Source organism: Vibrio iocasae, assembly GCF_042245395.1.
GTDB classification, from domain to species: domain Bacteria; phylum Pseudomonadota; class Gammaproteobacteria; order Enterobacterales; family Vibrionaceae; genus Vibrio; species Vibrio iocasae.
On record NZ_CP145310.1, the window covers coordinates 2,128,250 to 2,145,431 of the forward strand.

The following is a 17,182-nucleotide window of genomic DNA, read 5'->3' on the forward strand; positions in this document are numbered from 1 at the left end:
TGGCTTCTAATAATTGAGAGCATTCGCTTGTTCTTCACCAAACTCTTTTACTGTTTTACGGGCCAGATGCCTGAATGGCAGCGCCTTTATAAGTTCTTCAAAAGGCTGGATGGCAAATGCCCAAAATATTGAGCCGTCGAAATGGAAAATAATCAGCGCAAGCAAGGGCAGAGAAATAACCCACTGGCCTGTGAAGTTTATCTTAAACACCTCTTTTGTTTTACCGACGGCTCTTAAGATATTGCCATGTACGGTGTTGTAACCCCGGACCAGAGGCAGAAAAATATAGAGCGGGGCAATCACAGCCATAGCGGCATAAGTTTCTTGCGCGAGGTTAGGGTAGACATATGGAAACGCAAAATGCAGACCCACAAACAATACGCATGAAATCAGTGAGATCACCACTGCTGCATCTATACTTTTGTTTACGCTACTTTCAAGCTTGTCGAGGCTTTTTGAGCCAATATCCTGACTAATAAGGATTGCAGCTGAATGAGACCATGCAGTAATAAACTGGCCTCCGACCCGAATCCAGGGGTAGAGCAGGGTAATCGCTACATACTCATTGATGCTGAGTTGAGAAAATAGTAACTGATATACCGTAATCCCTATCGCTAAAATGGTGATATTAGCAGCAAAAGGGAATATTTCAGACATATGTTTTTTTATAGACTGACTAAAAAGCGTCCTGTTTTCCGGTAAAGCCAGAGCGATACCAGCATCGCTTTTCAGGCATAACGTTAGATACAGCGTGCGAACCATGATTGCCGTCAGGCTTCCTAAGGCTGCACCGCTGACCCCCAAATCGAAAACGTAGATATAAATGTAAGAGGCTGCGCAGTTTAAAGGCAGTTCGATCAGGTAACCCTTCAATGGAATACGGGTTTTGGCAAATCCGTTAAACAACGCGGTAATTGTCTGCGTGATTGCGGTAAAGACAATCAGGTAGATAGAGATATTTAAGTACTCTTGTACTTTGGCGCGCAAGCTAATGGAGTCAGTAAGAAAAGAGATGATGAAATCGTCTGACGAAACAAGCAGGAGCCAAAACAGCGATGCGGTAGTAAGGCTTATTGTGAGTCCGCCAAAAAAGTTGTTACTAACCGTGCTGATATTCCCTGAACCGTAAGCACGGCTGAGAATCATTTGGGTGCCATTTGCCAGCGCCATCTGGATACCCAGGAAGAAAGCAATAATTGCTGATGCAATACCCATAGCAGCAACAGACTCTTCTCCTAGCGGGGAAACCAAAAAAGTGTCTATCATTAACATAGACTGCATTAACAATGCGTTTAAGGCCAATGGCCAGGCGACTGCGAGGTTACGTTTAAAGAAAGGGCTGGTTGAAAACACAAGGATACCTCCGTTACTTGCGTGAATTGTATTACAATAATCTTGTGTTATGTACTTTTATTTGAATCGATGGCATGACTTTGCTTCTGAGTTTGTAGTGTATTACTGGTGTTAAACCTAGTGTTTAAAGGCTATGTGGCTATTTTTGGTACGAGTTTGGAGTAAGTGGATACGCATATGTAAAAATATCTGATGGGTCATGTTTGTATGATTAATTTAAATAATTTAATAGATCCCAATCACGCAATTGGCATATTGTAGTACAAATATAAGGGGTGGAATGTATAGTTACTGTCGACACGATTAGAATGTTTGACAAAAAGGTTAATACTAATGGAACTCAATACTCTTATAGTGCTCATCTATTTCCTGTTCCTTATCGCGATAGGATGGATGTTCCGCACGTTTACAAATACGACCAGTGATTACTTCCGCGGGGGCGGTAGCATGCTTTGGTGGATGGTTGGCGCGACAGCCTTTATGACACAGTTTTCCGCGTGGACATTTACCGGTGCTGCGGGTAAGGCATACAACGATGGTTTCGCTGTTGCTGTTATCTTCCTTGCAAACGCATTTGGTTACTTTATGAACTACGCATACTTTGCGCCTAAGTTCAGACAGCTACGAGTTGTAACGGTTATCGAAGCTATTCGTATGCGTTTTGGTACAACCAACGAGCAGGTCTTTACCTGGTCTGGCATGCCTAACTCCATTGTATCTGCAGGCGTTTGGCTGAATGCTCTGGCAATTATAGCGTCTGGCATCTTCGGCTTTGATATGAACACAACGATAGTCGTTACAGGACTTGTGGTTCTGGCGATGTCTGTAACCGGTGGTTCATGGGCGGTAATTGCATCTGACTTTATGCAGATGGTTATCATCATGGCGGTGACAATCACTTGTGCTGTGTTTGCAATCATGCAGGGCGGTGGTGTTGGTGAAATCGTTGCTAACTTCCCGGTGCAAGAAGACGCATCTTTTGTTTCTGGTAACAACCTGAACTACCTGAGCATCTTCGGTATCTGGGCATTCTTTATCTTTGTTAAGCAATTCTCTATTACAAACAACATGCTTAACTCATACCGTTACCTTGCAGCAAAAGACTCTAAGAACGCTAAGAAAGCCGCACTACTCGCGTGCTTCCTGATGACCTTAGGTCCAATGATCTGGTTTATGCCTTCTTGGTATGTAGCGGGTCAGGGTGTGGATCTGTTCGCAGCGTATCCTGAAGCAGGTAAAAAAGCGGCTGACTTCGCTTACTTATACTTCGTACAAGAGTATATGCCAGCGGGTATGGTTGGCCTGCTAGTTGCGGCAATGTTCGCAGCGACAATGTCTTCTATGGACTCTGGTCTGAACCGTAACTCTGGTATTTTTGTTAAAAACTTCTACGAGCCAGTTGTACGTAAGCACAACGCTTCTGAGAAAGAGCTGGTATTTGTATCTAAGATCACTTCGACAGTCTTCGGTGTGCTGATCATCCTTGTGGCCATGTTCATCAACTCACTGAAAGGTCTTAGCCTGTTCGACACAATGATGTACGTTGGTGCCCTAATCGGCTTCCCAATGACAATCCCTGCTTTCCTTGGCTTCTTCATTAAGAAGACTCCGGACTGGGCTGGCTGGGGTACGCTGTTAGTTGGTGCAGGTGTATCTTACATCGTTGGCTTCGTTATCAACGCAGAAATGATTCAGGCGTGGTTTGGCCTTGAAGAGCTGACTAAGCGTGAATGGTCTGACATTAAGGTTGCGATTGGTCTGATTGGTCACATCTCTCTGACTGGTGGTTTCTTCCTACTGTCTACTCTGTTCTATAAGCCTCTTTCTGAAGAGCGTCAGAAGAACGTAGATAAGTTCTTCGAGAACCTGGACACGCCACTGATAGCAGAATCAGTTGCACAGAAGAAGTTAGACAACAAACAGCGCCAGATGCTTGGCAAACTTATCGCAACAGCGGGTGTTGGTATTGCACTAATGTCTCTGTTACCGAACCCACTAACTGGTCGATTCATCTTTATCCTATGTGGTGCAATCGTTGGTGGTGTTGGTCTGCTACTGATAAAAGCAGTCGACAAGAGTGTGGAAGAAGGCGTTACCGACTCAAGTGCAGCAGAAAGCACATCTTAAAATTCTTATAAACAGAAAATAAGCAAGCAGACCACTGCTTGCTTTTTTTTGTCCCTACAAAACATTCAGGAAATAAATGTCATGAAAAAAATCATTTTAACTTCAGTCGCGGTCGCTGTTTTGTCTGCGTGTGCATCAAATAAAGATCAACAACAAGAGAGCGCAAATAGCGAAAGTCAGCTTACGCCATACACTCAGTCACTTATTGCTAACCTGGACCCAAACAAACTTCCGGGTGAAAACTTTGATATGACGAACTGGAAAATAAACCTTCCTATTCTGACTACTGAAGGGCCACGCAAAGGGAAAACGGTAGAAATTCCAAAGACCGAACTAAGTAGTTTTGAAGATCCTAAATATTTTTATACTGACAAAGAAACGGGTGCATTGGTATTTATGTCGCCAAACACCGCCCCAACAACCCCTAACAGTAAAAATGCCCGGAGTGAGTTAAGGGCAATGCTTGCTGAAGATTATGGTGAGCCCGCGAACAACTTTGTGGTTTCATCCCACCCAAATGCACAAGATTATGGAGCGATTGGTGGCCGTTTAGCAGCAACATTGTCTGTAGATTGGGTAAGCACCAGCGGTAATTATGATAAGAACGGTGCATTTGCGACGGTTATTGGTCAGATTCATGGCTCAGATAACGAGCCGCTGAAGATCATTTATCGCAAGCTGCCAGAACATGAACATGGTTCTCTATCCTGGAACTACGAACTTAACCCACCAAAAGAGTTGCAGAAAACTAAGTTGCGAAAAGACATCAAACACGATGTTTTCGGCAAAAACAATTTGCGTAAAGGTTCGGAAGACCCAGCTGATGGTATTAAGTTAGGCGAAGTGTTCTCATATGAGGTTGATGTTGTTGGCGACATGATGAACCTGACATTCACTAAAAACCCGGGTGAAGTGAACGAAGAGATTAAGACCTATGCAGTGAATCTGGCTGCGGGTAAATATGAGGGGCATGAGGTTGATTTAGGGTATGGCAGTGATTGGATGTACTTCAAAGCTGGGGCATACAACCAGTGCAATACAAAACCAACATCTTCTGCATGTGAATATCGTGGAGAAGGCTCTGAAGATTACACTCAGTCCTCTTTCTACCAATTGGAACTGATTCAATAGAAGCCGTTATTCATCCGGTTAATTTCAGAAGGGAGCATGACTGCTCCCTTTTTATGTCTTTGATTTATAGGAAGTTATCTACAACCTGATGAGCATGTTTTTGTCAGGTTTATGTCAGGAAATTTGTGTACGGATCTTGTTCACAGAATCAAGTTTATATGTGTGTCAATATTATTGTAAGACAATTAAGAGTGCTTAGCTGTCTAATACAGGGCTTACTAAAAAGCCTGTTTATAAACAATATTGATTAGATGCGAACATAAAAAATGATGAAGAAAACAATTTTAGCAGCCATTGTTGCTGTTACTGCGACCAGCGTTTCCGCTGCTTCCCTGGACTTTCGTCAGGAATACAAACATGACTCAGAAGATTATGCCAGCCGTGTGAAAATTGGTGGCAGTGTTGATAACCATTACTTTGGTGTAGAAGCCAAGCAGAAGGGTAAACCGTTTTCTGAGTGGGAAGCGGGTGACAACGAATTTGAATATGGCTACCGCTTCAAGATTACTGACCAATTTATGCTTATCCCAGCTATGCCAGTAACGTTTGGTAGCGACTCTGTAACCTATAAGCCACAGCTTCGTGCTCAGTACAAGTTTGATAGTGGTATTACGGCAAAACTGCGTTACCGTCATGAACTTCGTAACTTCAATAGTGACTCCGGCAAAGATGATATCGACCGTTCAAAAGTAACGGCAAACCTGGACTATAACTGGAATAACTTCCAGTTTGGCTTTGAAGCTAACTACGAGGATAACTGGACCAATATTCTCGGAGACTGGTACGAAGGCAGCAGCTCAGATTATGGCTGGGACTACAACTTGAAGATTGGCTACAAAGAGAGTGACTGGGCATGGCGCCCATATGTTGAGTTCGGCAACGTCTCTTCAGGTGGCCCGGATAAAGGTCAGGACACCCGCCAATTACGAAGCCGTATTGGTGTAACGTACAGCTTCTGATTCAATCGCCATTTTACGTAGTAATGTAAGGAAAAAAGATGACTAAACAGACGAAGCAAGCAAGTAACAATAATAAGCCAGGCACCCTGTTCTTCCTGGAAGGACTGATGATTCTTAGCTTTATTATGGTACTTGGCGCGTTTCTAATCCCAACGACATCAATGGCAGTGAACGTGATTTTCGGTGCAATCATACTAGGAAATATCTGTGCGGTTACACTTCTTATTGTTGCTGACAAAAAAATTGGTGTAGAGAGAGGATTGTTCAAAGAACAACTTACTGAGTGTAATCCAGAGCAGGCTTAACTCTCTGACAAAATTAAATGGAATTAATTTTAGAGCCAGTAGGGAGTTCCTGCTGGCTTTTTTGACCCAGTTCATAGATAAATAGTGTTTATTTGTATTACAATACCATTAATTATCCAATTCCAACGTTTAGAATAGAGAGTGATCATGAGCGACCAAAAATCTCTTGATGCAATCAGAAAGATGAAGCTGGAGAATGATACTTCAGCGGGCAACCTTGTAGACTTGCTGCCTATCGAAGTGCAAAAGCGCGATTTCGACTTATCTTTCCTGGACAACCTTAGTGAAGCGCGCCCGCGCCTGCTTGTTCAGGCTGCTGATCTGGAAGAGTTCAAAGCGGCTGTTAAGGCAGATGAATCTCACTGTATGTTTGATGACTTCTTTAATCATTCAACCAAGAAGTTCCTGGATACCGAACCATACGCAGAACCTCAGCCATACCCGGAAGAAACAGTGGGTAAAGCATCTCTATGGCGTCCATACTGGCGTCAGATGTATGTTGACTGCCAGATGGCACTTAATGCAACACGTAACCTGGCCATTGCTGGTATCGTTAAAGAAGATGAAGAGCTAATCGCAAAAGCGAAAGCCTGGACTCTAAAACTATCGACTTACGATCCAGAAGGTGTGACTTCTCGTGGTTACAACGACGAAGCAGCATTCCGTGTAATCGCAGCGATGGCTTGGGGTTATGACTGGCTACACGCTTATTTTACCGATGAAGAGCGTCAGCAAGTTCAAGATGCATTGATTGAACGCCTGGACGAGATCATGCACCACCTTAAAGTGACCGTTGATCTACTGAACAACCCACTAAACAGCCATGGTGTACGTTCGATCTCTTCCGCGATCATCCCTACATGTATCGCGCTATACCACGACCACCCGAAAGCGGGCGAGTACATTGCATACGCACTGGAATACTACGCAGTACACTACCCACCTTGGGGTGGCGAAGATGGTGGCTGGGCAGAAGGTCCTGACTACTGGAATACGCAAACAGCATTCCTTGGTGAAGCGTTCGATCTGCTAAAAGCATACTGTGGTGTAGATATGTTCAATAAGACATTCTACGAAAACACTGGAGACTTTCCGCTTTACTGTATGCCTGTTCACTCAAAGCGTGCAAGCTTCTGCGATCAGTCGTCAATTGGTGACTTCCCGGGCCTAAAGCTAGCATACAACATCAAACACTACGCAGGTGTGAACCAGAAGCCAGAGTACGTTTGGTACTACAACCAGTTAAAAGGGCGTGATACTGAAGCCCATACCAAGTTCTACAACTATGGTTGGTGGGACTTCGGTTACGACGATCTTCGCTTCAATATTCTTTGGGATGCACCGGAAGAGAAAGCGCCGTCAAACGATCCGCTACTAAAGGTATTCCCTGTTACTGGCTGGGCAGCATTCCACAACAAGATGACTGAGCGTGAGAACCATATCCATATGGTATTTAAGTGCTCTCCGTTTGGTTCTATCTCTCACTCTCACGGTGACCAGAACGCATTCACCCTACATGCATTTGGTGAAACTCTGGCTGCGATTACAGGTTACTACGGTGGTTTTGGTGTGGATATGCACACCAAGTGGCGTCGTCAGACGTTCTCTAAGAACTTACCTCTATTCGGTGGCAAAGGTCAGTACGGAGAGAACAAGAACACGGGCTATGAGAACCATCAGGATCGCTATTGTATTGAGGCTGGCGGCCAGATCACTGACTACGATGTAGATTCAGATGTGAAGATGGTGGAAGGCGATGCAACCGCTTCTTACAAGTACTTCGTACCTGAGATTGAATCTTACAAGCGTAAGATCTGGTTTGTACAAGGCAAAGTGTTTGTGATACAGGACAAGGCACTGCTTTCTGAGGAGAAAGATATGACCTGGCTGATGCATACGACTTTTGCTAACGAAGTGGCTGATAAGTCTTTTACTATCCGAGGTGAAAAAGCACACCTAAACGTGAACTTTATCAATGAGTCTCAGGAGAACATCACTTCTGTGAAAAACGTGGAAGGGTTTGGTGAAGTTGACCCGTATGAGTACAAAGATCTTGAAATCCACCGTCACGTTGAAGTGGAGTTTAAACCGTCGAAAGAACATAACATTCTCACTCTGTTGGTTCCTAATAAGAACGAAGATGCTCAGGTAGAGGTATCTCATAAGATTGAAGGGAACACTCTATTGCTAAGTGTTGATGGTGAAACAGTGACTATCGAGCTTTAAACCTGATGACTAGAGCGTAATTTTGAGGACTCCGGATGTATGTTCGGAGTCCTTTTTATTTATAATCCATTAAAAACAATAAGGACCAATTATGTTATTTGGAAATACTGAGCAACTAGACTTAATCCCTTTCGCTGACAAGCGTATCTCTCAATGGATCACCTTTGCACTTGAAGTGGCAAATCAGCCTGAAGGAAGATATGAGTTTGGTGAAGGTGGTGTGTTTGCAATGGTCGTTAACGCGAAAACCGAACCGTCAGAAGTAAGAAAACCTGAGTTTCACAAACATTATATTGATATCCAGATACTGCTAGAAGGCGAGGAAAAGTTAGGTTATTCAAATTGTCTGGATTCAAAATATGCAGAGATTTCGGATCTTGAAAATGACGTTATGTTCCTCGAAGAGGTTAGGAACGAGCAATATGTCTATTTGAACCCGGGTGATTTTGCCCTGTTTTTCCCAGGCCAGATTCACAGACCTTTGTGTTCAGTAAACAAGGATATTGAAGTTAAAAAGGCAATTCTGAAAATTCCGGCAGAACTCTTTAATTAAGGGAATAAAGGGGTAGAGTCATCTACCCCGAATGAATGCAGATTGAATCAGTTCAAGTTAGATCTGACGGATGTAGAACCGGTAAATGGATTGTCAGTCAGGTTGTCTTTCGCTGAAACATCGTCTTTCAGATAATAGTTAAACCAGTTCAGGTAGTAGTAGTCACGAATAAGGTGAGGCTTGTAGAACCATTCATCTTTTGCAAAGATAATTTTGGTGCCAACGGCATAGGAACCAAACTGAAGTGAAGATAATGTGGTATCCGAAAAGTCTGTGGTTGCATGCTCTGTTGCGAATGATGGCTGTATTGCTGCAATCAATACCCCTGTCAAAGCAATAGTTTTAAGTTTCATTAAATGGTACCTCAACTAGAATGATGCTGTGTTTGCATGTCTGAATTATATAGGTTTGGTCGAGAGTAAAAAGTTGGTATCTATCTATTAAATCGATAGATTGTTAACTTCTTAATTTGGAAAATAATAAAGATCAGGTGTATAGGAGCCTGTTAAACAGGCTCCTTAGTGAGTTATTGATTTACTTGTTGTTGTGTTGAACTCTGCCCCATTCTGAATCCCAGAACAGACATCACCAGACCTGGTAATAGAATAACAATCACGCCCATACTTCCCGCTTGAGGCTCTCCTTCCAGTATCGAACTTACCGACCATGCGATAGCGAACAGAATCGTTGCTAGTCCAATACTTAGCAGGATAGTGCTTTGAATTTTTGGCTGATAGTAACCGCGGAAACGATACACTCCATATGCACTGATAACTGATAGCGCTCCAAGAACAAAAAACAGGACTTCAATACCACTGAAAATACCTAAAAACATACTAATCTCCTTAGTTGTGTCCATCGTAATGACGACCGTCGCTACTCCAAAATTTCTCAGGAGCGTGAGGATCAAAGGTGTCACCGTAACCGAACAGAATGTCCATCTCTCGCATAAATCGGTGAGTTTCACCTGGCATAATGGCGTTCATCTTTTCAATTAATCTGTGGTGCCAGAAATCAGGTTTGTTGTATGGGCAAGCGGTTATACAGGCTCCGCAACTGGTATTACTTTCACCCCAGTAGAGCAGGCAGCTTCGGGTATCGCAGTACCACTTCTCAATGCCTACTGCATGGGGTTCTCTATCATGTCCTTCAGGCGGGTACATGGAAGGTTCTTCGTCTTTAGAAATTGACTTCGAAGGACAAGCATCCGCACAACGCTGGCAGAGCTTGCAGAAGTTTCGGACACCGAATGTTTTAGGTTTGTCGTACTCAACAAAGTCAAAGTCGGTGTAAACTTTGGCTAATCGAATACGAGGGCCAAGACTGTAGTTCACTAAAATGCCCATTCTGGAACCTTCCCCAAGGCCAGCAGAAATAGCATAAGGAATCGACATACCTAAATCATTTCCTGATGCGACAGCGTTATAGCCCAGGTTATGCAAGAAGCCAGCAAGTTGGTAACCCGTGTAGACCATCTTGTTGTAGCCTTCACCACAGGTTGCATCTGAGATATACGATGGTGCTGCAGTATGCGCTTCATAATCCATGCTGAAACCTAAGACGATGACGCTTTTAGGTTTGAATGGAAAATCTTCCCAGGTTTTAGTCTCATCTTTAAAAGCATCATAAAGTGTGGCGTAGTCCCAACGAGGATCTTGTTTGGTTATGCCGACGACTTCTGCGCCATATAATCGTGCTGCTCGCTTGATGGCATTCGCTGCTTCCTGAGGAGAGTTAAACTGGTAGGGATCGCCTTTGGGCTTTCTTTCCCATGTCGTAAAGCCAGCGTTGTATCCGGTTCGCGTAGTATTACCGGCAATCTCCCGCTGCATATGCCAGGCTCCGTTAGCAAGTGCTATATCCAGGCGTCCCATTCCAGGTGTATTCTCATCTACCGTTTTACGCAGCGAAATTTTTTCGCGGTTACGGATAAAGCGACCAAACTCGGTGTTTCTTTGGTGAAAAGGTTCGTAGTCGCTTGCCATTGGGATGGGAAAATCATCGTGCTCTTCGACAGACACAGGGTGGTGATCAGCTTTAGCTTCTCCGGAGGAGAATAGTCCTGTGCTGGCCGAAACGGCTCCGATAGTACCTGCTATACCTGACATGGAGCCGACCTTTAGAAAGGTCCTCCGTTTCAGGTCTACGTCTGGGTTTAAGTCCAGATTTTCTGATTCTCTGTTACTCATAGGCTGTTCCATTTAATTTATACAATTGACGTGATATATACGTACTAATCGTAAGGAAAAGCCCGGTTTTAAAGAGTGTGAGAAGTTACAGTAGTGGGTGCGTGGAGTCACAACCTAACAAGTTAAACGAGCTCTAGTTGCTTGCATTTATAGTCAATCAGACCAAGCTCTTTACACATACAGAGCAACTCTAGCCGATGGTTTGCTCTTAGCTTCATTGAAAGTTGTTCAATATGGTAATCAACCCCTCGTGGCGTTATAGACAACATCTCTGCGATTTCATTTCTGCAATATCCTTTTGCCACGAGATTCACGACGTTAATTGCTTTTTTGTTTATTGCATCCATATGGAGGTAAGGATTGAATCTATCGTAATGATTCTGTTGTAACTCAGTATGAATCATCAGAATCAGGCTATATATCTTGTGTTGGATTTGCGGCAGGTATTGGTACATTTCCTGACTGCGCATATAGCTGTTCAGTCTGAACAGGCCTACCCAATGGCTATTTGAAGTAATCATGATGGGCCAGTTGAGTATTGAGTTAATACCATTACTGGAAAAGTACTCAGATACAGTTGTCAGATCACTTCCTTGAGCGTGACCAAATGAATGAACGAAAGGACGAAGAAGTTTTGTGCTCTGAGTGAAGTTGGGATCAATTGAGGCATAGTTGTGGTAGTAAGCCTTGAGCATGGGCCTCTCGGCATCGTTCGAGAAAATAGCGGTTCGGCAACTGGCCAGATGTTTAAGCTTAAAAAGCTGCTGTGATTGGGGGGCTTGCATATCGAACCGCATACGAAAAGGAGCACCCTGATAAACAAAAGAGTCGAAACCGAGGGTGTTGAGCTGATCATTTAACTCGCGGATGATTTGGCTGATATCTCGTTTTTTACTTGGATGTACAAACCAGTCAGATACAGGAAGTTCTTGCATAAACACCTCACTACATAGCTTATATCAACTAAATCAAATGGTTTAATGAGCCACGCTAGGAATAGGAAATGCGCGATCATATGCCCAGTTATAAGCAAATGCGTAGAACACATAGAATATGGCCAAACCAATATCCATCATGAGAGCATGCAGCAAGCTTATGTTCAGGAACCAGGCCAGAATCGGAACCGTGATGATGATCAATCCGCCTTCAAACAGTACGGAATGAATGATTCGTTCAATAAAGGTCTTTTCAGTTCGGTTGTGAAGAGCATTCATTACCTTATCAAACACTAGGTTGTAGAAGTAGTTGTATACAGTGACAAACAGGCTCATCGCGATACCGATAATGCCGAGATCTTTCGCTTCCAACCCAAGTAGTGATTGACCAAGCAATATTGTGAGAATCAGGCCGATTACTTCAAAACCAACCGCGTGTCTGATTCTGTCCGAACTTGTTCTCATAGTTTGTGCCTCTGTTTATGAATAGTGTGAAAAGTATCAGTGTAATTTGGTAGGAACAAATTAGAATCTATCTATAAAACCGATACATTGATGGTGTGAATGAGGTGATTTATAAAGGTTTCTTGCGGAACACGAGAAGAATTTGCCCTTCATAAATGAGAGAGCTTTAATTGGGTACACTATGAGTAACTTAAATATCAAATACTTGGAAGCATTTGTGCTGACAGCTGAGTATGGGACCTTCAGTGGCGCAGCGCGAAAGCTCAATAAAGCGCAGAGTGTGATCAGTACCGCTATCGCTAACCTGGAAATAGACATCGGCCAGCAGTTGTTTGACAGGACAAGGCGTTACCCCGCGTTAACGGAAGCAGGTATCCTACTGTTACCAGAAGCGAAGTTGGTTCTTTCAAAATGTCAGCAATTTGAAACAGCGGCATCTTCTATGGATCAAGCTTTAGAATCTGAAGTGACAATAGCAATAGATGAGCACCTGAGTGCTGGTACCCTTGCTCACCACTTTGCTGCGTTTAGTGATAAGTACCCTTTGGTTCAATTGAGTTTGATGCATCCGGTTCGTGAAGAGGTGGCTGAATTAGTACGCACTGGTATTGCTCAGCTTGGAGTCGTTCAAAAAGAGACACATGTGTTTAGTGAACTGAGAGCGTATCCCCATGCACGTCAGAAGATGGTTGTTTTGGTTCATAAGTCGCACCCTCTCGCAGATAAGGAGCTGGTGGATTTAGATGACTTAGCGATGTTTCGTCAGGTCGTCCTCAACAGGCCAGGACAAGAGGATAAAGACCCAATGGTCATTGCCAGTAAGGTCTGGCTAACGGAGAGTGCTTTTACCGCAGCTAATATGATTCTTTCCGGCTGTTGTTGGGGAATTATGCCGGAGTTTATCGTTACTAACTGGGCAAAAGCGAATCGGCTCAAAGTATTGAATGTCAGGGATACTATGTCTAACCGAATTATGGATGTCGATGTGATCTGGCATCGCAGTCGAAAAATTGGTCCTGCGACTAGCTGGTGGATTAATGCTCTATCGCAATCTGATTCAGATTAATAGAGTTCAAAAGTCACCTGCGACTGAATTATCTCTCTGTACATCTCATCGGCTTCAACTGGGTTGTCGAGCAACTGATTGACGGTACTCTTGATAGTTTCAGAAATCGCGGCTTTTAACTCTGGTCTACCGCAAACGTAGATGTGACAGTCATCTTCTAATAACCAGGTAGAGAGCTTTTCTGACTCTTTTGCCAATACATCTTGTACGTAACACTTATTTTCACCATCGTGCGAGAAGGCTGTATCCAGTTGTTCCAGAACGCCTTCTCGCAGAAATTGTTCTAGTTGATCTTGATAATAGTAGTCACCTTCACTGTACCTGTTTCCAAATATCATCCAGTTTCGTCCAGTGTGTTTTCTGTAAGAACGCTCTTCTAGCATACTCATCATGGGCGCAATACCCGCTCCTGTTGCGATGAGTATCAAAGGTTTATCTTGTTCAGGGAGCGACAAACCCCCACCAGCCCTGATGTCGACATCAAGCTCATCTCCATTAGCAAGTTGCCTGGTCAGATATTGGGAACAGAGTCCGTCATGCCATTCTCCATCCAGAATAAACTGATGTCGTGCAACACAAAGCTTGATTTGAGAAGGTTTTCCTCCCGGTGAAGAAGCAACCGAATACAATCTTGGTTTGTCTGATTCTGGAGGAGTAATAGCGACAAGGCTGTTAACCTCGTAACCGGGAAAGTGTGAGTTGGACGACTTAATCAGATCAAATATTAACTCATATGCTTCACCTGAATCAGAATGATCGATGTTGTGCAGATGTCTTTTTTCAGTAAGCCTTATCTTGTGCTTAGTGTCTGAGGCAGTGATTTCACGAAGATCTAATGAGTTATTCAGTTGGCTATCCAGCCAGTTCTTCCATATCTCTGTCGGGTTCCCGCTCGCTAAAGTAAGGTCTTCTCGGGTGCTGACACCAATACGACAAAGTTCTTTGTGAAACTGTTTCCCGGCCAGGCAAAATTGTTGGTAGCTTTTGTCTCCCAATGCGAGCACTCGTACCTGAGCTGTCAGAGTATGATGCCTTTCTAGTGCCTGATAGAAAGCTTTGCCATTGTCAGGTATATCTCCTTCACCACAGGTGCTTACAATCATCAGTGTTAATTGATACTGACTCAGGTCTTCGGGTGTTAGCCTGTCCATTGCTTTGACATCTGCATTAATCCCAGCAGCGTTAGCTAGTTTTACTGATTCATTAGCAAGATGCATGGCTGTACCTGTCTGGCTGGCGTAACAGATCAGAAGATATTTGTCCTCATAAACCGGTGTAAACAGAATACTCATAAGTAAATGTTTCAGGCTTTTCATGCTTCATTTTCCTATGATAAGAAGTTTGAGATTGACTCGAACAGAAATGCCGCGATGGCCGCAGTCGCAATTAAGATGAGTGTGGATGAAACCCACTCTTTAGATGTGATAGCTGGCTTTTTCATGACTGAACCTCTTTTACCGTAATTGTCTGACCATACTTTTTGCGAGCCTGAAACGGGTAAACCACCTTGTTTCTTAATCGGGTGAGCAAAGTAAGCATCTCTCCGGCCGGACATAAAAAACGACAAAACATATCGGGAATGAAGAAACAACCTATGACGGTGGCTGGCAATATGTACCATTGGATGCCTTCTCCTTGCAGAGAGAAAATCATAGAAAATGGCTCGTACGAACCAGCGCTGGGCTTGGTGGTAATAAAGCTAATCATTAAAGCCGCCCAAAGCCCGAACTTCGGGAAATAACGAAGATAGAAGAGCAAGCGAGGGGGGATGGGTAAATCAATACCACTTATCTTTTGCAGTAAAAGCTGAATGCCATGAAACGGACAGATATTTCCGCAATAGATATTTCTGCCAACAACAATGATAGCAAGCAGAACCAGGCCGAAAAGAATCCAGAAGCTGAGATTTTCATGAAGCGCAGGAATATACCCCATCAAGATTCCGGCAAAGTCACCAATATTGATCATCTGGTTGGCGGTAAAGCCAAGAACAACAACGCTGGCAAAGGTATAGGCCAGCTTAAGCTTGCTATTCTTGAGCCAGATATTGATAAATGAGAGCGAAATTAAACTGATTAAAGCCAGATGTAACCAGTTAACGTTTATCTGTTGTTGCATGGGCTCAGGCGAGCTTTGGAACTGATTTATAGCAATAACATGAGATGCTTTGGTATGGGCTCTCAATATAGCTGTAGAACTTATGGTAGCGCCGCTGACTGAATCCCAGTCGGGATTGGAGGTTAAGGTTGCATCAATATTTTGTTTTTCAAACCGTCGAAAATAGCCCGCGTTTTTTAGTTTTTGTATGTACGCGGGCGTATCCCCATGTGAAAACAGGTGAACTTGTTTAACTTTACCTTCGGATGTACTGACACTGGCCACGGTTAAAGGACCACCAAAGCTGGTATCAGAAACAACGGATGAATACAGAACCTGAGACCCATTAGTCAGCCGAAACTGCAAGCCCTGTTTATCAAGCTGTTGAATCTGATGTTTAGGATATAAAGATGTAAGCTCCTGTCGCCAGTCAGGTTGATTTAGCTAATTAGATGGTACGCCCCTTCATTCCACTACACTCGATAGTATTGAGGAAAGGGAAAAGGTGACCATCATGCTCAACACACACATTATCGGCATCGACTTAGCAAAACATGTTTTTCATCTTGTCGGCCACGATTTTTCGGGCCGGGAGACTTTTCGCAAAAAACTATCCAGACAGAAAACACTTCAGCTACTTTCAGTTCATGAACCAGTCATCGTAGCAATGGAGTCATGCGGTGGGTGCCATTGGTTTGCTCGAAAATGTCAGGAATATGGTCATCACGTTAAACTGCTCCCTGCACAATATGTAAAGCCTTACGTCAAAACGAACAAAAACGACTTCATTGATGCTGATGCAATAGCAGAAGCAGCTATGCGACCTAAGATGAGGTTTGTTTCGCCAAAGAGTGAGCAAGCACAGGTAGCTATAGCAATCCGTAGGATTCGGTCTGGTTATATTAAAGAACGAACTGCTTGTATGAATCGAATAGGCTCTATGCTTCTTGAATTTGGTATCAGCTTTCCCCGTGGCCATCATTACATGAAAGGGCTTTTTCAGTGGTTGGCAGATAAAAAAGAGCCTGTACCACCACTATTGATTATGGAATTAAGACAGCAACTAGATTATTACAATCTCTTAAACCAATGGATAAAAGAGCAAGAGAAGAAACTTGAACAGCTTAACGAAGGGAATGAACTCATGGGTTTATTGCAGAGTGTTCCAGGCATAGGACCTATGACGGCTTCTTGCTGCTTGTCGGCGGTAAGTGATCCACAAGACTTTTCAAATGGAAGAAACTTTGCTGCGTGGATTGGTTTAGTACCTTATCAGTACTCAACAGGGGGTAAGCCTCGAATGCTTGGTATATCAAAGCGTGGAAACAAAGAACTGCGAGAGCTGTTCATTCACGCTGCGAGGTCAATTCTATGGCGAGATTCCTCGGTAGAGCGGTACTTTGGCCCTTGGTTAACTGAAATGAAACGCAGGAAACCGTTTAATGTAGCTGTTGTGGCACTGGCTAATAAATTGGCCCGAATATCTTGGTCAGTTATGGCAACACGAAAACCGTTTGAAGTAAGAGTTTAAACCAAGTTTGCAAATGATAATGAAAGATGACAAGACGGTCAGACCACCAGATTGAAGACCTGAGGGGCAAAACAGCAACTTAAGTAGTGCTTTCACGCTTATGAGGACAATCTGGCGCGGATCTCATCGTAGAGCGGGACTAATGAATAAAAGTCCATATAGACTCTGAATACATTGGCGCAAACCAGCTCAGTTATTTTAAGTTATCTACTTGCAAAACTGGGGCGTACCATACATTTTGCCCC

The 17,182-nt window shown here is 43.5% G+C and carries 16 protein-coding genes; 8 read left to right on the forward strand and 8 right to left on the reverse strand.

What is annotated here, in order from left to right; translation table 11 throughout:
• Window positions 1-6: 6 nt before the first annotated feature.
• Window positions 7-1,359 (reverse strand): MATE family efflux transporter, encoded by a 1,353-nt coding sequence (locus SNR28_RS09415; RefSeq protein WP_375749927.1) that lies wholly within the window; start codon window positions 1,357-1,359, stop codon window positions 7-9.
• 327 nt (window positions 1,360-1,686) lie between these two features.
• Between SNR28_RS09415 and SNR28_RS09420 the strand changes: the two genes are divergently transcribed.
• From SNR28_RS09420 to SNR28_RS09445, 6 genes are all read left to right on the forward strand, one after another.
• Window positions 1,687-3,480 carry a sodium:solute symporter family protein gene (locus SNR28_RS09420; protein ID WP_375748952.1) on the forward strand — a complete coding sequence of 598 codons (1,794 nt, stop codon included), beginning with the start codon at window positions 1,687-1,689 and terminating at the stop codon, window positions 3,478-3,480.
• Window positions 3,481-3,561: 81 nt separating this feature from the next.
• The gene (locus SNR28_RS09425; RefSeq protein ID WP_375748953.1) at window positions 3,562-4,611 is read left to right on the forward strand and encodes a polysaccharide lyase family 7 protein; all 1,050 of its coding nucleotides are present in this window, start codon (window positions 3,562-3,564) and stop codon (window positions 4,609-4,611) included.
• A gap of 266 nt (window positions 4,612-4,877) precedes the next feature.
• Window positions 4,878-5,570: an oligogalacturonate-specific porin KdgM family protein gene (locus tag SNR28_RS09430; RefSeq protein WP_375748954.1), complete on the forward strand. Its 693-nt coding sequence runs from the start codon at window positions 4,878-4,880 to the stop codon at window positions 5,568-5,570.
• A gap of 38 nt (window positions 5,571-5,608) precedes the next feature.
• The gene (locus SNR28_RS09435; protein ID WP_375748955.1) at window positions 5,609-5,875 is read left to right on the forward strand and encodes a hypothetical protein; all 267 of its coding nucleotides are present in this window, start codon (window positions 5,609-5,611) and stop codon (window positions 5,873-5,875) included.
• 147 nt (window positions 5,876-6,022) lie between these two features.
• On the forward strand, window positions 6,023-8,101 hold the full coding sequence (locus SNR28_RS09440; protein WP_375748956.1) for a DUF4962 domain-containing protein: 2,079 nt from the start codon (window positions 6,023-6,025) through the stop codon (window positions 8,099-8,101).
• Between the two features lie 91 nt (window positions 8,102-8,192).
• Window positions 8,193-8,654 carry a YhcH/YjgK/YiaL family protein gene (locus SNR28_RS09445; RefSeq protein WP_375748957.1) on the forward strand — a complete coding sequence of 154 codons (462 nt, stop codon included), beginning with the start codon at window positions 8,193-8,195 and terminating at the stop codon, window positions 8,652-8,654.
• 47 nt (window positions 8,655-8,701) lie between these two features.
• Here SNR28_RS09445 and SNR28_RS09450 read toward each other — a convergent pair whose 3' ends face one another.
• From SNR28_RS09450 to SNR28_RS09470, 5 genes are all read right to left on the reverse strand, one after another.
• On the reverse strand, window positions 8,702-9,007 hold the full coding sequence (locus SNR28_RS09450) for a hypothetical protein (protein ID WP_375748958.1): 306 nt from the start codon (window positions 9,005-9,007) through the stop codon (window positions 8,702-8,704).
• A gap of 173 nt (window positions 9,008-9,180) precedes the next feature.
• Complete coding sequence (locus SNR28_RS09455) at window positions 9,181-9,489, reverse strand: hypothetical protein (protein WP_375748959.1); 309 nt, start codon at window positions 9,487-9,489, stop codon at window positions 9,181-9,183.
• A 10-nt stretch (window positions 9,490-9,499) separates the two neighbouring features.
• Entirely contained in the window at window positions 9,500-10,843 is a 1,344-nt protein-coding gene (locus SNR28_RS09460; protein ID WP_375748960.1) for a reductive dehalogenase, read from the reverse strand.
• 122 nt (window positions 10,844-10,965) lie between these two features.
• Window positions 10,966-11,778 carry a helix-turn-helix transcriptional regulator gene (locus SNR28_RS09465; protein ID WP_375748961.1) on the reverse strand — a complete coding sequence of 271 codons (813 nt, stop codon included), beginning with the start codon at window positions 11,776-11,778 and terminating at the stop codon, window positions 10,966-10,968.
• A gap of 42 nt (window positions 11,779-11,820) precedes the next feature.
• Window positions 11,821-12,243: a PACE efflux transporter gene (locus tag SNR28_RS09470; RefSeq protein ID WP_375748962.1), complete on the reverse strand. Its 423-nt coding sequence runs from the start codon at window positions 12,241-12,243 to the stop codon at window positions 11,821-11,823.
• Window positions 12,244-12,424: 181 nt separating this feature from the next.
• Here SNR28_RS09470 and SNR28_RS09475 point away from each other — a divergent pair, with 181 nt between their 5' ends.
• Window positions 12,425-13,309 carry a LysR family transcriptional regulator gene (locus SNR28_RS09475; protein ID WP_375748963.1) on the forward strand — a complete coding sequence of 295 codons (885 nt, stop codon included), beginning with the start codon at window positions 12,425-12,427 and terminating at the stop codon, window positions 13,307-13,309.
• On the opposite strand, the gene SNR28_RS09480 is transcribed toward SNR28_RS09475, so the two are convergent.
• Together SNR28_RS09480 and SNR28_RS09485 are read right to left on the reverse strand one after the other, a co-directional pair.
• On the reverse strand, window positions 13,306-14,625 hold the full coding sequence (locus SNR28_RS09480) for a flavodoxin domain-containing protein (protein WP_375748964.1): 1,320 nt from the start codon (window positions 14,623-14,625) through the stop codon (window positions 13,306-13,308). The genes SNR28_RS09475 and SNR28_RS09480 overlap by 4 nt on opposite strands.
• 121 nt (window positions 14,626-14,746) lie before the next feature.
• Window positions 14,747-15,772 (reverse strand): 4Fe-4S binding protein, encoded by a 1,026-nt coding sequence (locus SNR28_RS09485; protein WP_375748965.1) that lies wholly within the window; start codon window positions 15,770-15,772, stop codon window positions 14,747-14,749.
• A gap of 148 nt (window positions 15,773-15,920) precedes the next feature.
• Here SNR28_RS09485 and SNR28_RS09490 point away from each other — a divergent pair, with 148 nt between their 5' ends.
• Entirely contained in the window at window positions 15,921-16,937 is a 1,017-nt protein-coding gene (locus SNR28_RS09490) for an IS110 family transposase (protein WP_375748966.1), read from the forward strand.
• The last annotated feature ends 245 nt before the right edge of the window (window positions 16,938-17,182 follow it).